At 68.2% G+C, this 17056-nt stretch carries 15 protein-coding genes and 5 pseudogenes; 7 read left to right on the top strand and 13 right to left on the bottom strand.

The window, feature by feature from the left end; translation table 11 throughout:
* Positions 1-454 precede the first annotated feature (454 nt).
* Both ACIF80_RS36465 and ACIF80_RS36460 read right to left on the bottom strand, forming a co-directional pair.
* Positions 455-883 carry an ATP-binding protein gene (locus ACIF80_RS36465; RefSeq protein WP_399813066.1) on the bottom strand — a complete coding sequence of 143 codons (429 nt, stop codon included), beginning with the start codon at positions 881-883 and terminating at the stop codon, positions 455-457.
* Between the two features lie 190 nt (positions 884-1073).
* Positions 1074-1725, bottom strand: a pseudogene (locus tag ACIF80_RS36460) (IS6 family transposase); the annotation flags it as partial.
* Positions 1726-1792: 67 nt separating this feature from the next.
* Here ACIF80_RS36460 and ACIF80_RS36455 point away from each other — a divergent pair.
* Positions 1793-1927: pseudogene (locus ACIF80_RS36455) on the top strand (IS5/IS1182 family transposase); the annotation flags it as partial.
* A gap of 131 nt (positions 1928-2058) precedes the next feature.
* Here ACIF80_RS36455 and ACIF80_RS36450 read toward each other — a convergent pair.
* Positions 2059-2862: an NAD(P)H-binding protein gene (locus ACIF80_RS36450; protein WP_399813063.1), complete on the bottom strand. Its 804-nt coding sequence runs from the start codon at positions 2860-2862 to the stop codon at positions 2059-2061.
* Between the two features lie 63 nt (positions 2863-2925).
* Here ACIF80_RS36450 and ACIF80_RS36445 point away from each other — a divergent pair, with 63 nt between their 5' ends.
* Entirely contained in the window at positions 2926-3612 is a 687-nt protein-coding gene (locus ACIF80_RS36445; protein WP_399813060.1) for a helix-turn-helix domain-containing protein, read from the top strand.
* 346 nt (positions 3613-3958) lie between these two features.
* Here the strand turns inward: ACIF80_RS36445 and ACIF80_RS36440 are convergent, their stop codons facing one another.
* Positions 3959-4780 (bottom strand): SDR family NAD(P)-dependent oxidoreductase, encoded by an 822-nt coding sequence (locus tag ACIF80_RS36440; RefSeq protein WP_399813058.1) that lies wholly within the window; start codon positions 4778-4780, stop codon positions 3959-3961.
* 118 nt (positions 4781-4898) lie between these two features.
* On the opposite strand from ACIF80_RS36440, the gene ACIF80_RS36435 reads away from it, so the two are divergent.
* Positions 4899-5498 (top strand): TetR/AcrR family transcriptional regulator, encoded by a 600-nt coding sequence (locus ACIF80_RS36435; protein ID WP_399813055.1) that lies wholly within the window; start codon positions 4899-4901, stop codon positions 5496-5498.
* A gap of 186 nt (positions 5499-5684) precedes the next feature.
* On the opposite strand, the pseudogene ACIF80_RS36430 reads toward ACIF80_RS36435, so the two are convergent.
* Positions 5685-5906 (bottom strand): annotated as a pseudogene (locus ACIF80_RS36430) (IS5/IS1182 family transposase); the annotation flags it as partial.
* A gap of 226 nt (positions 5907-6132) precedes the next feature.
* Between ACIF80_RS36430 and ACIF80_RS36425 the strand changes: the two are divergent.
* A complete protein-coding gene (locus ACIF80_RS36425) occupies positions 6133-6696 on the top strand; it encodes a hypothetical protein (RefSeq protein WP_399813052.1) in 564 nt (187 codons plus the stop codon).
* A gap of 845 nt (positions 6697-7541) precedes the next feature.
* On the opposite strand, the gene ACIF80_RS36420 is transcribed toward ACIF80_RS36425, so the two are convergent.
* From ACIF80_RS36420 to ACIF80_RS36405, 4 genes are all read right to left on the bottom strand, one after another.
* A complete protein-coding gene (locus ACIF80_RS36420) occupies positions 7542-8132 on the bottom strand; it encodes an isochorismatase family protein (RefSeq protein ID WP_399813049.1) in 591 nt (196 codons plus the stop codon).
* An 83-nt stretch (positions 8133-8215) separates the two neighbouring features.
* Positions 8216-8377, bottom strand: a complete 162-nt coding sequence (locus ACIF80_RS36415; protein ID WP_399813046.1) for a hypothetical protein — start codon at positions 8375-8377, stop codon at positions 8216-8218.
* A 252-nt stretch (positions 8378-8629) separates the two neighbouring features.
* Complete coding sequence (locus ACIF80_RS36410) at positions 8630-9559, bottom strand: anti-sigma factor RsbA family regulatory protein (RefSeq protein ID WP_399813044.1); 930 nt, start codon at positions 9557-9559, stop codon at positions 8630-8632.
* Positions 9559-9852 (bottom strand): STAS domain-containing protein, encoded by a 294-nt coding sequence (locus tag ACIF80_RS36405; protein WP_399813041.1) that lies wholly within the window; start codon positions 9850-9852, stop codon positions 9559-9561. The genes ACIF80_RS36410 and ACIF80_RS36405 overlap by 1 nt, the downstream gene beginning before the upstream one ends.
* A gap of 542 nt (positions 9853-10394) precedes the next feature.
* On the opposite strand from ACIF80_RS36405, the gene ACIF80_RS36400 reads away from it, so the two are divergent.
* A complete protein-coding gene (locus tag ACIF80_RS36400) occupies positions 10395-10652 on the top strand; it encodes a methanogen output domain 1-containing protein (RefSeq protein WP_399813039.1) in 258 nt (85 codons plus the stop codon).
* Entirely contained in the window at positions 10649-10966 is a 318-nt protein-coding gene (locus ACIF80_RS36395; RefSeq protein WP_399813035.1) for a phage tail protein, read from the top strand. The genes ACIF80_RS36400 and ACIF80_RS36395 overlap by 4 nt, the downstream gene beginning before the upstream one ends.
* Before the next feature lie 286 nt (positions 10967-11252).
* On the opposite strand, the gene map is transcribed toward ACIF80_RS36395, so the two are convergent.
* Positions 11253-12035: a type I methionyl aminopeptidase gene (gene map / locus ACIF80_RS36390; RefSeq protein ID WP_399813032.1), complete on the bottom strand. Its 783-nt coding sequence runs from the start codon at positions 12033-12035 to the stop codon at positions 11253-11255.
* 639 nt (positions 12036-12674) lie between these two features.
* On the opposite strand from map, the pseudogene ACIF80_RS36385 reads away from it, so the two are divergent.
* Positions 12675-12842 (top strand): annotated as a pseudogene (locus tag ACIF80_RS36385) (DDE-type integrase/transposase/recombinase); the annotation flags it as partial.
* 249 nt (positions 12843-13091) lie between these two features.
* On the opposite strand, the gene ACIF80_RS36380 reads toward ACIF80_RS36385, so the two are convergent.
* The 3 genes and pseudogenes from ACIF80_RS36380 to ACIF80_RS36370 form a co-directional block, all read right to left on the bottom strand.
* Complete coding sequence (locus ACIF80_RS36380) at positions 13092-14660, bottom strand: glycoside hydrolase family 10 protein (RefSeq protein WP_399813029.1); 1569 nt, start codon at positions 14658-14660, stop codon at positions 13092-13094.
* Positions 14661-14731: 71 nt separating this feature from the next.
* A complete protein-coding gene (locus tag ACIF80_RS36375) occupies positions 14732-15472 on the bottom strand; it encodes an N-acetylmuramoyl-L-alanine amidase (RefSeq protein WP_399813026.1) in 741 nt (246 codons plus the stop codon).
* Between the two features lie 419 nt (positions 15473-15891).
* A pseudogene (locus ACIF80_RS36370) lies at positions 15892-16970 on the bottom strand (integrase).
* Positions 16971-17056: the final 86 nt, after the last annotated feature.

Below are 17056 nucleotides of genomic sequence, written 5' to 3'. Positions count from 1 at the left end.
GGGCCACCCGGTCCGGTCGTCAGTCCCGTCGCCGTCCTGCGACAACCCTGGCTTCGAAACTCCACCACCGCACCGTCCTGCGCACTGCAACTGCGGTACTGCTCTCCGGCAGTTCGTGTCTGCCGGGCCCTACTGTCTCTCCGGGTTACGAGAGAAACCATAACCACGACACCACCCAATGTCTACTCCGACCAAGGTAGATTTTCGTGTGTGGGCGGAGAGGTGCGATCTCGAGCGGCGATGGGGGGGCGGCACCATAAGGAGCCCTCAGAAGCGGAGGACCAACCGGAGACCGGTCGGCGAACGCGTGACCCGGATGTCGCGGTCTCGCTTGAACCTCGCGCCCCCCGGCCGGGCCCCGAGGGATGCCATGGCTGCCCGCCCCTTCGGGCCCGTGGTGTCTGCGGCTGGCCGTCATAGCAGGACGGTGGGGCCGAGCGGAGGGCGCTGACTGCTACTGGGGGCGGCGATTGGCGGCGTGCCCACCGGGGACGTCGAACAGGGCGATGCGGGCCGTGATGCGCTTACCGACCGGCTCCTGCTCGGTGAACAGATCCTCGGTGACGGCCTTGACGATCTCCAGGCCGTGCTGGCCGATCCTGTCGGGATCTGCGACCCGGGCAGCGGGCACGGTGGGGTCGCTGTCCCACACGACAACATCCACAGCGCGCGCATTGATGCACAGTTCCAGCAGGACAGGGCCTGGGGCGTACTTGCGGGCGTTGGTGACCAGCTCGCTGACCACCAGCTGGGTGAGGTCCCTCGCACGAGCGGGCACGGGCAGGCGATGGTCGGTCTGGGCCTGGTCGAGGAAGGTGACGGCGTGGTGGCGGGCTTCACCGATGCAGCCGTCGTACCCGCTCAGGGCGTAGCCGGCGCGCATCAGGTATCCATTCGCCGCCCTACAGCCGTCACCGTCGGCATGGAATCCCACTGGCCTCGCCCTCATTCCCCGTACATGAGTGCGCGAGTACCCACCCTCCCTGCATACATGGCAGAGGCATGTTGTTCGGTAGCCGCCCGAGTGGCGCTGTCACCTTGTGGAGTGTGGGCGTGCCTGACGGTGTGTCGGATGTGCGGTAGTGGGTGGCGGTCATCAGGTGGCGGCGGGGTCTGAAGTGGGGTGAGATGCCGCTGAACGCGGACAGGAACTGCTGGGCTCCGCCGACGCTGCGGAAGCCTTTCATGGCGCGTTCGCCGCTGCCGGGTGGGCTGGTGGGAGTTCGCGGCCCGGTTGTTGAGGCCCTTGTGGGAGCGGTGCTCGACGGAGGGCATCGCCTCGCGATGAGCCGCGCCGTGGGAGCACAGCCTGTCGGTGACCACCACCCGCGGCACTGTACGGGTCTTCCCCGGTAACCTGCGAAAGAACCGCCTGGCCGCAGTGGTGTCCCACCGGTTCTGTACGAGGATGTCCAGGACGGTGCCGTCGGCGTCGACGGCCCGCCACAAGTACTTCCGCTCTCCGCCGATCTTGATGAAGACCTTGTCCAGGTGCCACTTGCCCCCGGGCCGGGGCCGCCTTCGGCGCAGGCCGTTGGCGCAGGTCTGCCCGAACTTCGCACACCAGCGGCGGACCGTCTCGTGGGAGACGAGCACGCCGCGCCCGAGCATCAGCTCCTCGACCTCGCGGAACGACAGCGAGAAGCGCTGGTACAGCCACACGCAGTGCGCGATGATCTCCACCGGGTGCCGGTGCCCCTTGTACGACGGCGGCGCGCTGTCCACGGACGACCCCTCCCAGCATGACCAACCAGAGGATCAGCCCACCCGGTCAGTCAACGTGACAGTGCCCTTCCATCGACTCGCACGCTGCTACGAACGCCGGATCGACGTCATCAACGCGTTCTTCGACCTCACCGTGCGTAGCCTCGTTTGCCGCGCTTGGACCACTCACCGCTGGGACGACCGTCCCACCTGGCGACCATGACCCCGCGCCCATCTGCGCGAGTTCTCACCAGCTCCAGCGAAGCACCAGAAGCACCAAAGGAGAACGAGCTCTGTCCCTTGAGCTACGGGGACCTCTTGCCCGAGAGCCCGGCGGCCGTCGGCGGCGGTGGGTTACGGCATTGCCGCGAATGTCTCCCGGTGGTCGCGCACCCACTGCTCGAACGTGCCCGCCGGTCGGCCGAGCACCCGCGGCACGTGGTCGGTGACGTAGGCCGCACCGCCGGCGCGCGCCCAGCCGATGCCAGTGATCACCCCGGCCGGCAGCTGGTCAAGCGCATCCGTGTCGGTGATCTTGACCGGCCGTTCCAGCACGCGCTCCAGGATCGCGGCCTGGTCTGCGAACGTCAGCAGCTCTGGCCCGGTCAGGTCGTACCGCTGCCCGTCGTGCGCATCGCTGGTCATGGCGGCGACGGCGACCGCAGCCACGTCCCTCGGGTCGACGATGGCCTGCCGGGAGTCGCCGACCGGGTTCGGGATCGGCTCTCCGGCCTGGATCAGCGTCCGGTACCACAAGAAGTTCGAGGCGAAGCTCGGCGGGCGGAGCATCGTCCACACGAGCCCGCTGGCCTCGATCGCCTCCTCCGCGGAAAGGTGCCACGCGCCAACGGTCGCCCCGTCGAATCGCTCGCCGCTGCCGATGGCGGACAGCTTGACGACCTTACGGACGCCCGCCGCCCGCGCGGCCGTGACCAGGGCGATGTCGTGGTCCGCGGTCGGCACGGGGGGCACGGTTACGAGGAAGACCGTGTCGACGTCGGCCACCGCGCGCGCCAGCGACGCCGGGTCGTCGAAGTCGGCCCGCACCCCTCCGGGCCGCTCGCGGCGGGACATCGCCCGAAACGGCACGCCCCGTTCGGTGAGCAGACGCACGACGTGACTACCGATGGTGCCGGTGGCACCGGTAACAAGGATCATGTCCCGACGATCGCATCGCTCTCACGCCGCGTGATAGGAAGTTTCGGCACTATCGTGGACCGCGTGAGCTCTCTCAACGTGCCGCCTGCCCTTCTGCGTTGGGTGGCCGGGATCGATGTCGCCACGGCGGCCGGTTCGGCGGCGGTCGACGTGCCCGATCACGCCACCACATTTCTCCTGCGCAGCGACAAGCGTGAGCTGATCGTCATGGGCCCCCGCACCCGGGCCGCCTATCACGTCGGCGCGCCCAGCCACTCGTGCGTGCGGGTTCGCATGCGGCCGGGTCGTGCCCAAGCCCTGCTCGGCCGTCCGCTGCGTGATCTCGCCGACCGGGCCCTGCCGCTCCGCGAACTGCCGGGCCTGGACGTCGACCAGCTCGCCGCCGATCCGATCGCCGCTCTCGAAGAAGCATTGGCCGATCGGCCGGAGCCCCCGAAGCGACTCGAAGAGGCGGCACACCTACTGGTCGGCGCCACTGTCGCCACGGCCGCGGCCCGGTTGCACATCAGTGAGCGCCGCCTGCACACCCTGTTCACCGCCGGCACCGGCCTGTCCCCCAAGCACTTCGCACGCATCGACCGCGTTCGCACCGTGCTCTCGGCCGATGCCGGCCGGTGGTCGGACATCGCCGCGACGGCGGGTTACTACGACCAGTCCCACATGACGGCCGAGTTCCGCCACTTCATGGGTGTCCCGCCGGCCGCGTTCACCGCGGGGCGGCGTCCCGCTGCGACCCCGTGCACTGCCTGAGTTCCAAGACCGGCAAAGGAGTCTCCCGGTGATCACACAGCGTCGCAGCTCCATGATCACCAGCCCTGTGCCTCTTCTGCTTCCGAGGTGCCCCATCGAGCCTGTCTGCGCGAGTTCTTAGCCAGTGACGCTCGGTCAGGCCAACAGGACGCGTTTGCGTGGGGTTCGAATTCTGCGCGGCCGAACAGCGGCCTCCCGGCCCGGCGGGGCAGCCTGCTCTGCGGTCGACTCCGACGGATCCTGCCGGTACGGCGCGTTTCCCGGCACACGCCCGCCCCCGCCCCCGCGACTGCGCAGCGGGGGCGGGGGCGGGTACGGGCGTGAGAATGTCGTGGCGCGGACCCGGTCAGCCCGGGGCGATACGGCTGAGGTGCTCCCAGGACCGGTACAGATCCGCTTGAGCCTGGTCCATCTCCAAAACGTGATCGAAGGACTGGCTGCCGACGATCAGCCGTCGGGGCGGGTCCGGCAGTGCGGCCAGCTCCATGATGACCGGAGCAGCAGTGCCCGGCTCCGGGGCGACGGCGTCGCCCCACATCGCCTCCATCTCGGTGCGCAGGGGCTGATACTGCGCCAGGGGTTCGGTGGTCGTGGTGCCGGTGGTGAACAGGCCGGTGTTGTAGCCGCCCATCTGCACGATGGTGACCTTGATGCCGAACCCCTCGACCTCCATCGCCAGTGCCTCGCTGACCGAGTCCAGCGCGGCCTTGCCTGCGCCGTAGAAGCCGACGGTGGCCATGCCACCGCCGCTGCCCATCGAGGTGACCTGGAGGAGCCGTCCCCCACCTTGGGCACGCAAGTGAGGAAGGACCGCCTGAGCCACCCACACAGCGCCGAAGAAGTTCACATCCAAATGCGCCCGGATCTGCTCCTCCGTGGCTTCCTCCACCATGCCGTAGAGCATTCCGCCGGCGTTGTTGACGACGACGTCCAGCCTGCCGAACGCAGCTGCCGCCCGCTCTACTCCGTCGAACACGGCCCGGCGGTCGGTGACATCCAACGGAAGCGGGACAAGGCAGTCGGGGTACTTCTCGGTCAGTTCCTCCAAGGGCTCGACGTTGCGGGCAGCAGCCACTACGCGGTCGCCGCTCGCCAAGGCGGCCTCGGCGAAAGCTCTGCCCAGGCCGCGGGATGCGCCGGTGATGAGCCAGACTCTTGCGTTCGCCATGATGCCTCACCCTCAGTAAACGAAACGGTGCGTATCGATTCGTTTTTGAGCCTAGGGTATAGCTCCTGATTCTTTCAATACGGATCGTCTCGTTTTGTTTCAGGGTTAGGCTGAACTCATGTCCAACGAGAAGGGGCCGGACCACTCCCGGCGCAAGGAACGATCCCGGCAGGCCATCCTCGCGGCCACCCGCGCCCTGGTCGCAGAGGAGGCGTACGAGAAGGTCACGGTCGAAGCCATCGCTGCCCGTGCCGGCGTCGGCAAGCAGACGATCTATCGGCGGTGGCCGTCGAAGAGTGCAGTCGTCTTCGCTGCCCTTCTGGCTCTGAGTGAGGATGCGGACGGGCAGTCGGTCACGCTGCCGGACACGGGCGACCTCGAGGCCGACCTCAAGCTCGTCATGCGTGCCACGGTGGAGGAGTTCGCCGACCCGGCTTTCGACAGGCTGATCCGGGCCCTCAACACCGAGATCGCCAATGATGCCGCGCTGGCGGCCGAGTACCGGGAGAAGTTGGCCCGGCCGCTGGAAGAGGCGAAGAGGGCGCGCTTGCGCAGCGCCCAGGAGGCCGGCCAGCTCGGCGCCGACGCCGACCTCGGCCTGGCCCTCGAAGTGCTCTACGCCCCTCTCTTCCAGCGGTGGCTGCACCGCAGCGGTCCGCTGACTGCCGCATACGCCGACTCACTTGTCGACGCGGCCCTTAGAGCTTTCGGCCCCTGAACAGGAGTGGGTCGACACCCGCTGAGTGACTGGGCCACTCCCGTCACAGAGACTCCGGCCTCGTGCGGCGGGACGTCGTTACCGTTCCCCGGGGCGTCTCGGTGGCCGCTTCACCGAGCGCAGATCAACAAGAGACCCGAAATGCGACTTCGCCAAAACGAATGAAGGTCACCAGTAGCATCCGGAATCCCGCCGGGCCCTCATCGTGGTCGCCGAGCAGGTGTGGTCGGCGTGCTGCTGATGGGCGCCTCCGAGCACGAGGCGGGCCAGGAGCTTGTCGAACACGACCCGGTCGGGGATGCGGGGACGGTGGCAGCCCAACGGATGAGCGGCCGCCTCCCCCTTGTGCGGGAGGGCTTGGAACTGGTCCCCCAACGGGTCGGTGATGAATGAGGGCAGGACGCGCACGTGACCTTCGCTCGGCCGTAGAGGGCGTTGACCAGCAAGTCCCGCCGGGGTGCGCCGCCTTGGCAGTGGGGGCGGCGCACCCCGTCGGGGCGAGGGTCACCCGGCCTGTTCCTGCAGGTCCGCTGCGGGAACCGGCGCGGGCATGCGCCAGGCCACGACCACACCGGTCACGAGCCCCACGGCGGCCAGCAGAGTGGCGACCAGGAACGGATCGAAGGAGTGCTCCGTGTTCTGGAGCTCCCTGACCGCGCTGACAGGCAACCGGAGCGACGGGAGATTCCCCGCCGTCGACCGGCTGGATCTCGCCGACCACGGGAAATTGCTGCACAGGAAGGACATCACAGCGGATCTCCCCCGTCCCAGCGGAACCGCACTGACCGAAGACAGCGCCCGCTGCGCTCTGGAGTTCTTCGCGACCGATCAGGTCATCGGCACGTTCCGCGATCCCCGGGCACTCGTCGCCGATCCTCTCTGGCTGACGAAGATCATTCTGCTTCCCGTGCGATTCCTCCATACGGCTCAAACCGGCCGTGTCGACGCCACCGACACGGCCGCGGAACAGTACCTGGCAGCTCAGCAGCCGGTGGCCGGCGACCTCGCCCAGGCCGCGATGCGGTGGCGGAAGGGGGAGCCCCTGCGACAGGACGAGGCAGTCCCCCTGCTACGCGCCCGACTCGTCCCCCTGTATGCGCATTACATCGACTGCCTGCTCGCCGGGCCCCTCTCCATCGTGGGCGATTCCGACCTCGTCACGGATTTCGAGCGCCGGCGTGACCGGCTCATGCGCTAACGAGAGTCAGGAGCGAGCCCCTGGCTTCCTGGTCGGGCGTCCTGCACCTGCCTTTGATGCCGCGCGCCAGCGACCGTCTTGCTGCTGGGCCGCGCCTGCGTTGCCTGGCCACGGCGGAATGGTCACCGCGACAATCTCCAGGCCGTCGCTTCCGGCCCGGGAATGGAAAGACGTGCCGACCGGGATGGTCACACAGACACCTGGTTCGAGGCGGGTCGTCTCATCCTTGCTGCTGAGGCTTCGCCACAGCTCTCCGGAGCCGGAGACGACACACCAGATCTCCTGCACACTGCCGTGGGACAGTGCCTGCGAGGCCTGATTCGGTGCGAGTACGAACTGGGCGAAGCTTGCGGCTTTCGGAAGAACGGCAAGCGGCCGCACGAGCGAGCCGTCAGGCGTGGTGTCCTCGGCAGCAACTTCATCCGTTTACATGGTTGAAAGTTCTATCATTCGTCCTCTTCTGCGGTCACGGTCTTGAGTGGAGCCCGTTCCCTGCCGGAGTCCGGGATCCGTAGGTGCACCGCACGGCGGAAGCGCTGTTCAGGTGACAAGTGCGGCAGCGGTGTAGGTGATCGGCTCGTTCAGGCACCCGGCGGTCAGGCCAGTGAGCGCCCGCTGCTCTGCTGGGTCCGTCAACAGGCCCCAGCGCAGCTTCGTGGCGACCCAGGGTGGCCGAGCTGGGACTATCCGCCCCGCCCAAGCGCCCCGGGCGCGCCACGAGGGCCGAGCGCAGCGGCGGACGGCGCCCCTGCTCGCCGTCTCTCCCCTCCCCGCCCCTTCGCCACACCGTCAGGCGGCGGTGGGGCGAGGCAGAGGGCCGGCCCCAGGGGGAAGTGGCAGCTGTTTCAGGCGAGGACGACGGGCTCGCCGCTCAGCGCCACTCCTGCATGGCGCAGCTCGCTGATCGCGGTGCGGGTGGTGTCGGCGGCGACGCCGGCGGTGTAGTCGAGCAGGACCTGTACCGCGAAGCCCGCTTGTACGCCGTCGAGCGCGGTGGCCTTCACGCAGTGGTCGGTGGCGATGCCGACGACGTCGAGATCTTGGACGTCGTGGGCGCGCAGCCAGTCGGCCAGTGGTGTGCCGTCCTGGGTCGAGCCCTCGAAACCGCTCTTCGAGGCGGAGTGGGCCCCTTTGTAGAAGACCTCGTGGACGGCCCCGGAGGCGACGGCGGGCGCGAAGTCCGGATGGAACTCGCCTCCCTCGCTGCCGACGACGCAGTGCACGGGGAAGGAGTCCTGGAAGTCCGGGTGCTCGGAGAAGTGGGTTCCTGGGTCGATGTGGTGATCGCGGGTGGCGACGACGTACGTGTACCTCCCATCAGCGCGCCGAATCAGGTCGGCGATGGCGACGGCCCTGTCCGCACCTCCCTTCACCGGAATACTGCCGCCCTCACAGAAGTCCTTCTGCACATCAACGACGATCAATGCACGGTCCACGGCCAATCCCTTCCCTTGGATGAACCCACTGCCGGTATGGTCGCTCCCTCGGCCGGTGGGCAGACGCAGCACTCGCCGGTCATTCACCCGACCGGGACGTACTTGGTGAGCGCTCCCACCTGCGAGTGGAGCACCTGGCCGAGAGCCGCGCACGCGGCGTAGCCGACGCGGATGTCCGCGGTTGGAGTACCGCAGTGGAAGTCGGTGTCGACGCCGCCCGTGACCCATCCGGCCGGTGGCGCCACCCGGCGGCGGTGAGCGAGTCGTCGTCGGGGGCCGCCTTGACGAAGACTCGTCGGCCGCCGTCCAGGCGGAGTGCGGCAGCGAGCTGGTGGCCGAAGCCGCCGTTGGGGGTGACGGTGTCGGTGACGGGTGCGCTCAGGGCGTCTTCGAGTCCTCCGGGAGCACCATCCCGGAGAACTGCACACGGGCCCGTTGCCACACCGTGCCGGACCGCGTCATCTTGTTCACTCCCGAGCTGCTGAGCGGGCCCAGGGTCAGTAGCGGCTGATGAAACAGCGGATGGTCGTACCGTCGGGACCGGTGTGGATGCGTACGAGGTCGGCGAGGTAGTGCACCAGCAGCAGGCCCCTGCCGCCCTGCTGGGCCGGTGCGGGCGGGCGACGGCCGACGAGCGGATCGCTCAGGTGCCCACGGTCGCGGACTTCGCACACCACTTGGCCATCGTCGGTCCATATCCGTACGGTGCCTGAACCCCCGCCGTGTACGACGCTGTTGGTGGTCAGCTCGGACACGATGAGGGCTACGTCCTCCAGGCGGATACCGGACAGGCCGAACTTCGTGGCCTGCTCGACCGCGAAGTGCCGGACGCTCGGCAGTGCGTCGGCGTCGAAGGCGAGACCTTCGGTTGTCGTTGTGTGTGTCAGGGGCTGGTTGTAGCGGGCGATCACATGCTCGGGGGCGTAGGTGGGGCTGAGCCACTCTTGGTCGCCGGAGATGACGAGTGGGTGGGTCGCGTACGCGTCAGTGAGTACCTGCTCGTCAAGGCGGTCGGCGTCGTACGGGCAGAGAATGGTGACCTCCCGGCCTTGGAATGCCGGGTTGATCAGCGCCTCGTGCTGGACACACGCCGGGTACTCCACACTGCTGCGGCCGGCCCAGATCGGCTCACCGATAATCCGCACCCGCGTCTGCCGGTGGGCATCCGCGAAGGCGCGCAGCACTCGGGGGATGATCCGCCCGGGGTTGCGCCCCGCCTCGGTCATGTCGAGGAACCGTACGTCAGCGGCGTCCTCGCCCAGGGCCGTCTTGAGGATCTCCAGGTTCGCCCCGGGCACGGCGACCGCCACCGGTTCTCCCGCCTTCAGACCGTCGCGGATGAAGGGCACCGTGCCATGCAGGTATTCCTTCTCGCCTCGGTAGAACAGTGCGGGATGAACGAACGGGTCGGTGGTCGGGGTGGTCATCACGCCACCACTTCGATGCTGGGCAGATCCGGCCAGAACATGTCCAGCACGCGCCGCAAGGCGGCGGGCGGCTTCTCGAGCACGATACGTCGCCCCTCCGGAAGGTCCTGCGAGGCCACTGCCAGAGCTGAGGCACCAGCGACGTCGACGAAGGTGATTGCGGAAAGCTCCAAGTGGTACGCCTCTTCGTCGCTCAGGGCAAGCTGGTGCAGCGTCTGTTCCCAGGCCGGGCGTGTGATCAGATTGATCTCACCGGCCGCTTGCCAGCCTGGCCGGTCCGCCAACGGGTGCATGCGCAAAGCGCTCGTGGACTGGGCTGGAGACGTTGTCAGCGTATCTGCCTCCCTTGAACTGTCCACGCCGTCACCCCTGGGTCACCTGCTGCCTGAGTTCGTAGTATCTCACCGGCACCGCCGAGTAGACGCGGCAGCATCGCGGAGGCAACTTTCGCAGTCCGCTCCGGCGCCGGCCACGGGCCGCCGCCGGCATCCAGACGTAGCTGTGGGACGGTGCCAGCAGTTCGGATCAGGGGAGGCGAAAGCTCTGGCTCTTGGTGGCGCCGGGCGCTCGCGCGGTCTACAGGGGCGTGGAGAGACGAGGAGGGGCGGCGCTATGGGTCACCCGGTGGATGCGAAGATCGATCTGGATCGTGATGTGTTTCTGCGGACGCTGGTGCGGGAGCTGGCGACATCTTCGGAGTCGGTGATCGGCTTGGAGGAGACATCCGGTTACATCAGTCTGGTGGGCCAGGCAGTGGGCACCCAGATCGACGAGATGCACCTCAAGGCGCTCGGGGTGGACCAGTTGTCCCAGGAGCAGGTCGCGGAGGCCCCTGGTGGATCTCAAGCGGCGGATCAAGGGCGACTTCTTCGTCATCGAGCAGGACGACACGAAGATCGTGCTGGGCAACCGGGCCTGTCCGTTCGCGGAGAAGGTGCTGGGCCGTGAGTCGATGTGCATGATGACCTCGAACGTCTTCGGGACGATTGCCGCCCGCAATCTCGGTTACGCCGGCGTGGAACTGCAGGAGACCATCGCCCGCGGCGACGCCGGCTGCCGCGTGGGCCAGGCGCTGGGGAGGCCCAACAGGTGACGGTGACCGGGGAGCCGATCGTGTGCGCGCAGCCCGGACCGCCAAAGTCCGGCGAGATCACCCTCTCGCGGCCGAGGAACGTGGACCACGAGTTCGTGGAGTGGGTGACGACCTCCTCGCAGAAGCCCAGGCCCGGCGAGACGCGACAGAACATCTGCCTGGCGGTCCTGGACGCGAACAAGAACGCGGCCATCCGGTTCCAGCCCGGCAATGCCCGGGGCTCGGAGTGGTCCTGCCCGGACCTGCCGGCCTCCGACACCAGGGTCACGGTTGAGCGGGTCACCATCGTGTACAGGAGCATCACGGTTGTGTGAGGCGGGCGGGATGCGCGGGGCAAGCATCGGGTCGCCGCGCATCCCTCTCCTGTGCACCCGCTCCTGCGTGGCCGACCGCCTTATGGGGTCGGCCACGGTCGTGAGAAGGGCTGGTCAGGCAGCTTTCGGTATGACGTAGCCGTGGGCGGCGTCACGGCGTTCGGCGGGACGGTTCCTGCGGCGGGAGAGCCGACGGGTCATCAGCGTGATTCTCCGCACCTTCGCGCGACGGTAAGGATGGTTCCTTGAAGATCGCCGGGTGTCTGCGGGCCTGCGGGGTCGTTCCTCATGGCTGCGCTCGCTTCGGCAAGGTGAGGATTTCGGCTCCGTCGTCGGTGATAGCGATCGTATGTTCACTGTGTGCTGTCCGGCAGCCTGTCGCACTTCGGAGCGTCCACCCGTCGGCATCAGTGACCAGTTCAGCGGTGTCCGCCATGACCCACGGCTCCAGTGCCAGCAGCAGCCCAGGGCGCAGTTTGTATCCACGGCCAGGCCGTCCGGTGTTCGCAACGTGTGGGTCCTGGTGCATCGTTGATCCGATGCCATGCCCTCCGAACTCGGTGTTGATCCGGTACCCCGCCTCGCTGAGGACTGCGCCGATGGCATGCGAGATGTCGCCGATGCGGGCCCCGGGCCCGGCAGCGGCGATCCCTGCGGCCAGCGCGCGTTCGGTTGCACTGATCATCGCGATGCTCTCCGAGGGCTGTGCGTCGCCCACGAGGAAGCTGATGGCAGCGTCTGCAGCGACTCCGCCTTGGGAGACGGCGAGGTCGAGTGTCAGCAGATCGCCGTCGGCAAGTGTGTAGTCGTAGGGCCGTCCATGGAGCACGGCGTCGTTGACGGCCGTACAGATGTAGTGGCCGAACGGGCCGCGTCCGAAGGAGGGCTCATAGTCGACGTAGCAGGACGACGCTCCCGCCTCGACGATCATTTTCTCGGCCCACCGGTCGATGTCCAGAAGGTTCGTGCCGATCGTGCTACGGCTCTTCAGCGTCTGCAGGATGTCACCGACCAGGGCGCCGGTGGTTTTTGCCCGGACCAGCAGGGTGGAGTTGAGGATCTCGATCATGCGGCACCCTTCTCACACAAACAATAACTATACCGGCCTTACTATACCGGTATTAGAATTGGAGTCATGGTCAGGCTGCCGCTCACTCCCGTAGAGGTCGAAGGCGGACCGCGCCTTGGCGCCCTCCCGCATCGGGCCGGGGGAGCGCCAGGCCCGGCCACGGCACTTCACCGAGCAGTACACCGCGTTGCTGCGGTGATCCACCCCGGCCACCCACACCTCCTGGCACACCGGGCAGGCCCGCTGCCCCGCACCGTCGGCCTCAGCCGCGGCCCGTCGGCGAATCCGCCGCGCGTGGCGCCCCTGCCTCGCACGACAGGCCGCCGAGCAGTACACCGCCCTCGGCGCGGCCCCACTCCCACTGGGGCTCGCATACCGGACAGCACCGCTGAAACGGCAGTCCGACGGTCCCGGACACGCCACCAGACCGGACCCGCCCAAAGATCCAGATCAGGGGATCGGACACAGGCTCCGACCAACGCGAGGAACAACCGGTGACCAGCATCCCCAGCCACACCGTCCCGGTCGGACAACTGCCCATCCAGCCCAGACCTCGAGCAGGCGAGGAACGAGCAGCGTTCATCGAGCGCCTGCCCCCGCGAACTTCCTCAAGCCCAGCTACCTGCGCGCCTACCCCGCACGGTGCCCCGGGTGATCGTCACCGACAAGCTCCGCTCCTACGGCGCCGCCCACCACGAGGTCATGTCCTCCGTCGAGCACCGCTCCCACAAGGGCCTCAACAACCGGGCCGAGAACAGCCGCCGGCCCACCCGCCGGCGCGAACACGCGATGAAGGGCTTCCGCGCCCCGTGGACGGGGCGCAGCGCTTCCTGTCCGCGTTCAGTGGCATCCCACCCCACTTCCGGCCCTGCCGCCACCTGATGACCGCCCACGGCTACCGCACCGAAATGGCCGTCCGCTTCGCCATCCGGGGCCAGATCACCGGCGTCGCCGGCCGCCCCACCACGGCCTGAACACAGGCCGGACCGGCGAGCCCGCTACGCCCCGGCACACCGTCGGACACCGACCCACCCACCAACGTGACAGCGCCCTTCGTCACGGTACGTTGAGAAACGGCGGGAACGCCGCTTTCGCAATACCGCCCTTCATCACCCTCACCACGGTCGCCGGAGCGCCGATCACACCCTCCGGCAGGGACAGGGTGAGCAGATACACGCCCGGTTCCACGTGGGCGAAGCCGAACCAACCCGAGCCGTCGCTGAGCCGGGTGGTCTTCTCACCACTGCCGGTGAGCGGGTCGAGCGTCACCGGCACCTGGTCCAGTGGGCCGCCGCCCCGGAACACAAGCCTGCCCGTGACATGCCCGTCCCGGGGTGCCGCCTTCCACGGCATGCTGGGCACCGCCGCCTTGTCCTTGAACGGCGCGTCCTCGCCCTGCGTCAACGCCCGCACCAGCTTGGCCCGCTCGACCGCCAAGCCGTTGGCCGCCACATCCTTGCTGGGACTGGCGTACGAGTAGCCGCTCCAGCCGGCCGCGGTATTGCCTGCCGCGCTGGGCCGCAGCGTCTCCCTGATCTGGCTGAGCGAGTCCGCGACGCCGTTCAAGTACAGCGCGGGTCCGTTGACCGCCTGCCGCTCGCCCTGGTGATCGGCCAGGAACTCGGACCACTCGGAGAACATCAGCGCCTGGTCCGGGTTCCAGTTGCGCTTGTAGTTCATGGCCACGGCAGTGTCCATGATCCCCTCGTCCAGCCATCCCGCCCAGTCCTGCAGGACTTCGGCGTAAGTACGTGTGGCCTGCCAGCCGCCAACCGCCTGCGGCCCGTGCCCGTAGGTGATGGCGTCCATCGACAGGCGGGCCTGCGGGTCGACCTCCCAGACACCGAGATAGATCTTGCGCACCAGATGGGTGACCTGGCTGCGCCGCCAGTCACTCCAGGCCGTGTCGGACGGGAGGGGTGTGTCCGTACGGCCCGTCGCCTGTTGGAAGCGGGCGACGGACACGTCGTTGTAACCCCAGTCGCTGTGGGTGGTGGTGGAGCTGCCGTCCGGGTAACGGACATAGTCGAGGTTGACGCCGTCCACGTCGTAGTTGCGGACAATGCTCTGGATGCCGCGGACGATGTAGTCGACGGCCGCCGGGTGGCCGGGGTCGACATAGGCGTTGGCGCCCACCAGTTCCTGGCCGTTGGCCTTCTTGTTGAGCCAGCGGTCGGCGCCGGTGGCGCCCGGGCCGTGCTGGTTGAAGACGTGGTCCGGAGAGCGGGGCGGGGTGGTGCTGTTCCACATGGTGTTGACGTTGACCCAGGCGTGCACCTGCAGTCCGGCCGCGTGCCCCTGCCGGACTATTTCCTCCAGCGGATCGTAGGGCTCCGGGGCGATCGCGGCATCGGTGCGCGGGTACAGGGCGTTGTTGCAGAAGCAGTCATAACGCCGGGCTGTCTGAACGATCAGAGCGTTGGCGTTGACGTCCAAGGCGTCTTTGACCAGGGTCGTGACCTGCGCGGGTGTGTAGATGCCCGGGTTGAACGCGTCCACCCAGTAGCTGCGCCACTGGGTCGACGCCGCTGCGCCGTCGTCGGCGTGGGCGGGCGGCGCGGTGACCGCGCCGAAGAGCAGGCCGAGGCCCACCGCCAGGGTTGTGAGTACGCGAGGCAAACGCATGTGATGTGTCCCCTGTGGAGTTCATCGGCTACGGGCGTACGTCGTGGGAAGGCAGCGGGCCCCGGCCGGCTCTAGACGAACGTGGCACGCCAGGTAGCCGGCCCGACGATGCCGTCCACGCTCAGGCCCTTCCTCGACTGGAAACTGCGGCAGGCGGAATCGGAGCCCGGTCCGTACTGGCCGTCCACGGCGAGGGAGTAGCCGTGTGCGCTGTTCATCCGGTACTGCCAGGTCGCCACGCCGGCGTGCTCGAAGGCCGGCGGCTGGCGGAAACTGACTCCGGGGTAGGGCAAGGGTCCGCCACCGGGGTTGACCTCGCCGCTGAGTACCCGGGAGTACAGGTTGCCCGGGCAGGCGGTCGCGTGGTGGTCTCGGTGGCCGGTGATGGCCTGCGCGGCGCCGCCCGACACCCGCAGGCGGTTGATCCCGTAGCGGACGGCGTCGATGAGCCCGGCGGTGATGGTGTCGTAGTTGCTGTTGGAGCCGCCGGTCAGCGCACAGACCGCGTACCAGTCGTCGTTGCCCTGCGTGGTGCCCTGGGCAGCGGTGCGGACGTTCTCACCGCGGCCCTGAAAGAGGTAGCCGTGAACGCAGGCAAGGTGGCTGTAGGCAATGTCCGACCAGCCGTTGGAGTCCATGTGGAAGTTCTGGATGCCCCGCACCTGGGCGGCGCAGTCGGCGTGATCGGCCTTGGCCACTTTCACCGCATCGACATGATGGACGACCACGCCGCCCTGTGCCGGGGTGATGTTGTTGCCGACGCTCTTGGGCGCTCTGGCGCCCCATTGGGAGCGGGTGACGAACGTGGCCATCAGCTCCGCCCTCCTCGGCCCAGGGCACAGTTGACGGTGGCGTTCAATGGCTCGGCATGGACGCTGCGCGCTGATTCAGGGCCATGGACGGCGCCGGGATGGCGGGAGTGCGTGACGATGGGAAGTTCACGGCTTCCCGGCGGGAGGGGGGTGGCGGCACGCGCGGGTCCGGAACATATGGCGGGCAGCGCGAGCGCACCGGCGGCTGCCGCCAGCAGCGTCGCGCGGCGAGATGGGCCGTGAGTCAACGGTCCTCCAAGGTGCGGTGAAGTGGGAGCGATTGTCGAATCATTGACAAGTTCCCGTCAAGACAACCGCAGTCGTCCGATCGCACCTGGTTCACATGGACACATGCGGCGGCCGCTTGACGCTGTGCTTGCTGAAAATCTCGTCCGCGCAGGTTATGCGGCATGCTCGTACTACTGGAAGATGCCGCCGAGGCGGTCGCGTCGTCGTACGCCGAGGCGGGCCATTCTGGCCGTATCGGTGATCGGCGCGGGCAACGGGTACAGCGGGCGGGCATTCGCGATGCCCTGGCGGGGCCGGTGCCCGTCGCAGAAGTGTTCGAACTCGCTTAGGACATGGAGCAGGTGACGCCGGTTCCAGACCAAGGTGCGGTCCAGGAACTCGCGCCGGCAGATCTGCACCCACCGTTCCATGAGCGCATTCATCCGCGGCATCCGGACGCCGGTGACCACGACCTCGATCCCCGCGTCCTCGAGGATGGCGTCGGACAGGGCGGGGAACTTCCTGCCCCGGTTCCGGAGCAGGAACCGCGCCCGCAGACCTGCGTCCTCGAGGTCCATGAGGAGGTTCTTCGCGGCCTGCGCCACCCAGGCGGCGGTCGGGTGAGCGGTCGCGCCCAGGACCCGGATGCGCCGGTTGGCATGCTCGATGACGGTGAATACGTACAGCCGCGCTCCGGGCAAGGTGACTGTTTCGAAGAAGTCCCAGGCCGGCAGGGCGTCGGCCTGGGAGTGCAGGAAGTCGGCCCAGGTGCTGGAGCTCCGTTCGGGTGCCGGATCGATACCGGCCTCCTTCAAGGTCTCCCCCACCGTGGAGGCGGCCACCTTCACACCCAGGGCGAGCAGTTCTCCGTGGAGGCGCCGATAACCCCGCTGGGATTCTCTCGCGCCAGGCGCAGGACCAGAACGCGGACGGAGCGCACCGTGCGCGGCCGTCCCGGGGGTTTGGGCCGGGAAGCGGCGGCGTGACGGCGCGTGAGAAGGTCGCGGTGCCGGCACAGCACGGTGTCGGGGCGAACCAGCAGCCGCACCCTTCGCAGCACGTCGCGCGGGAGCCGGTGCAGCAGCGCGGCCAGGAACCTCCGATCGCTTGGGGCGAACCACACCTTGTCCTTTCCGAGTTGTCGCTCCAGGACCGTGATCTGGTGGCGCAGGGCCAGGATCTCGGCATCCTTGTCCCGATCGCTCAGCGGAAACAGGCGCAGCATGGCGAACGCGTGGGTCACACCCGGATGGGCCAGTCGCAGCAGCACAGCTGGCTGTCATGCCGCGATGATCGACAGCCGCGCGGGAGCGCCCGGCTCGAACGACCGCGCTCGGCATCTCGTGCCACCTCACA

This window comes from Streptomyces sp. NPDC085927 (assembly GCF_044540975.1).
In the GTDB taxonomy this organism is placed as follows: Bacteria; Actinomycetota; Actinomycetes; order Streptomycetales; family Streptomycetaceae; genus Streptomyces; species Streptomyces hirsutus.
This window is presented reverse-complemented; position numbering and strand designations above follow the sequence as displayed.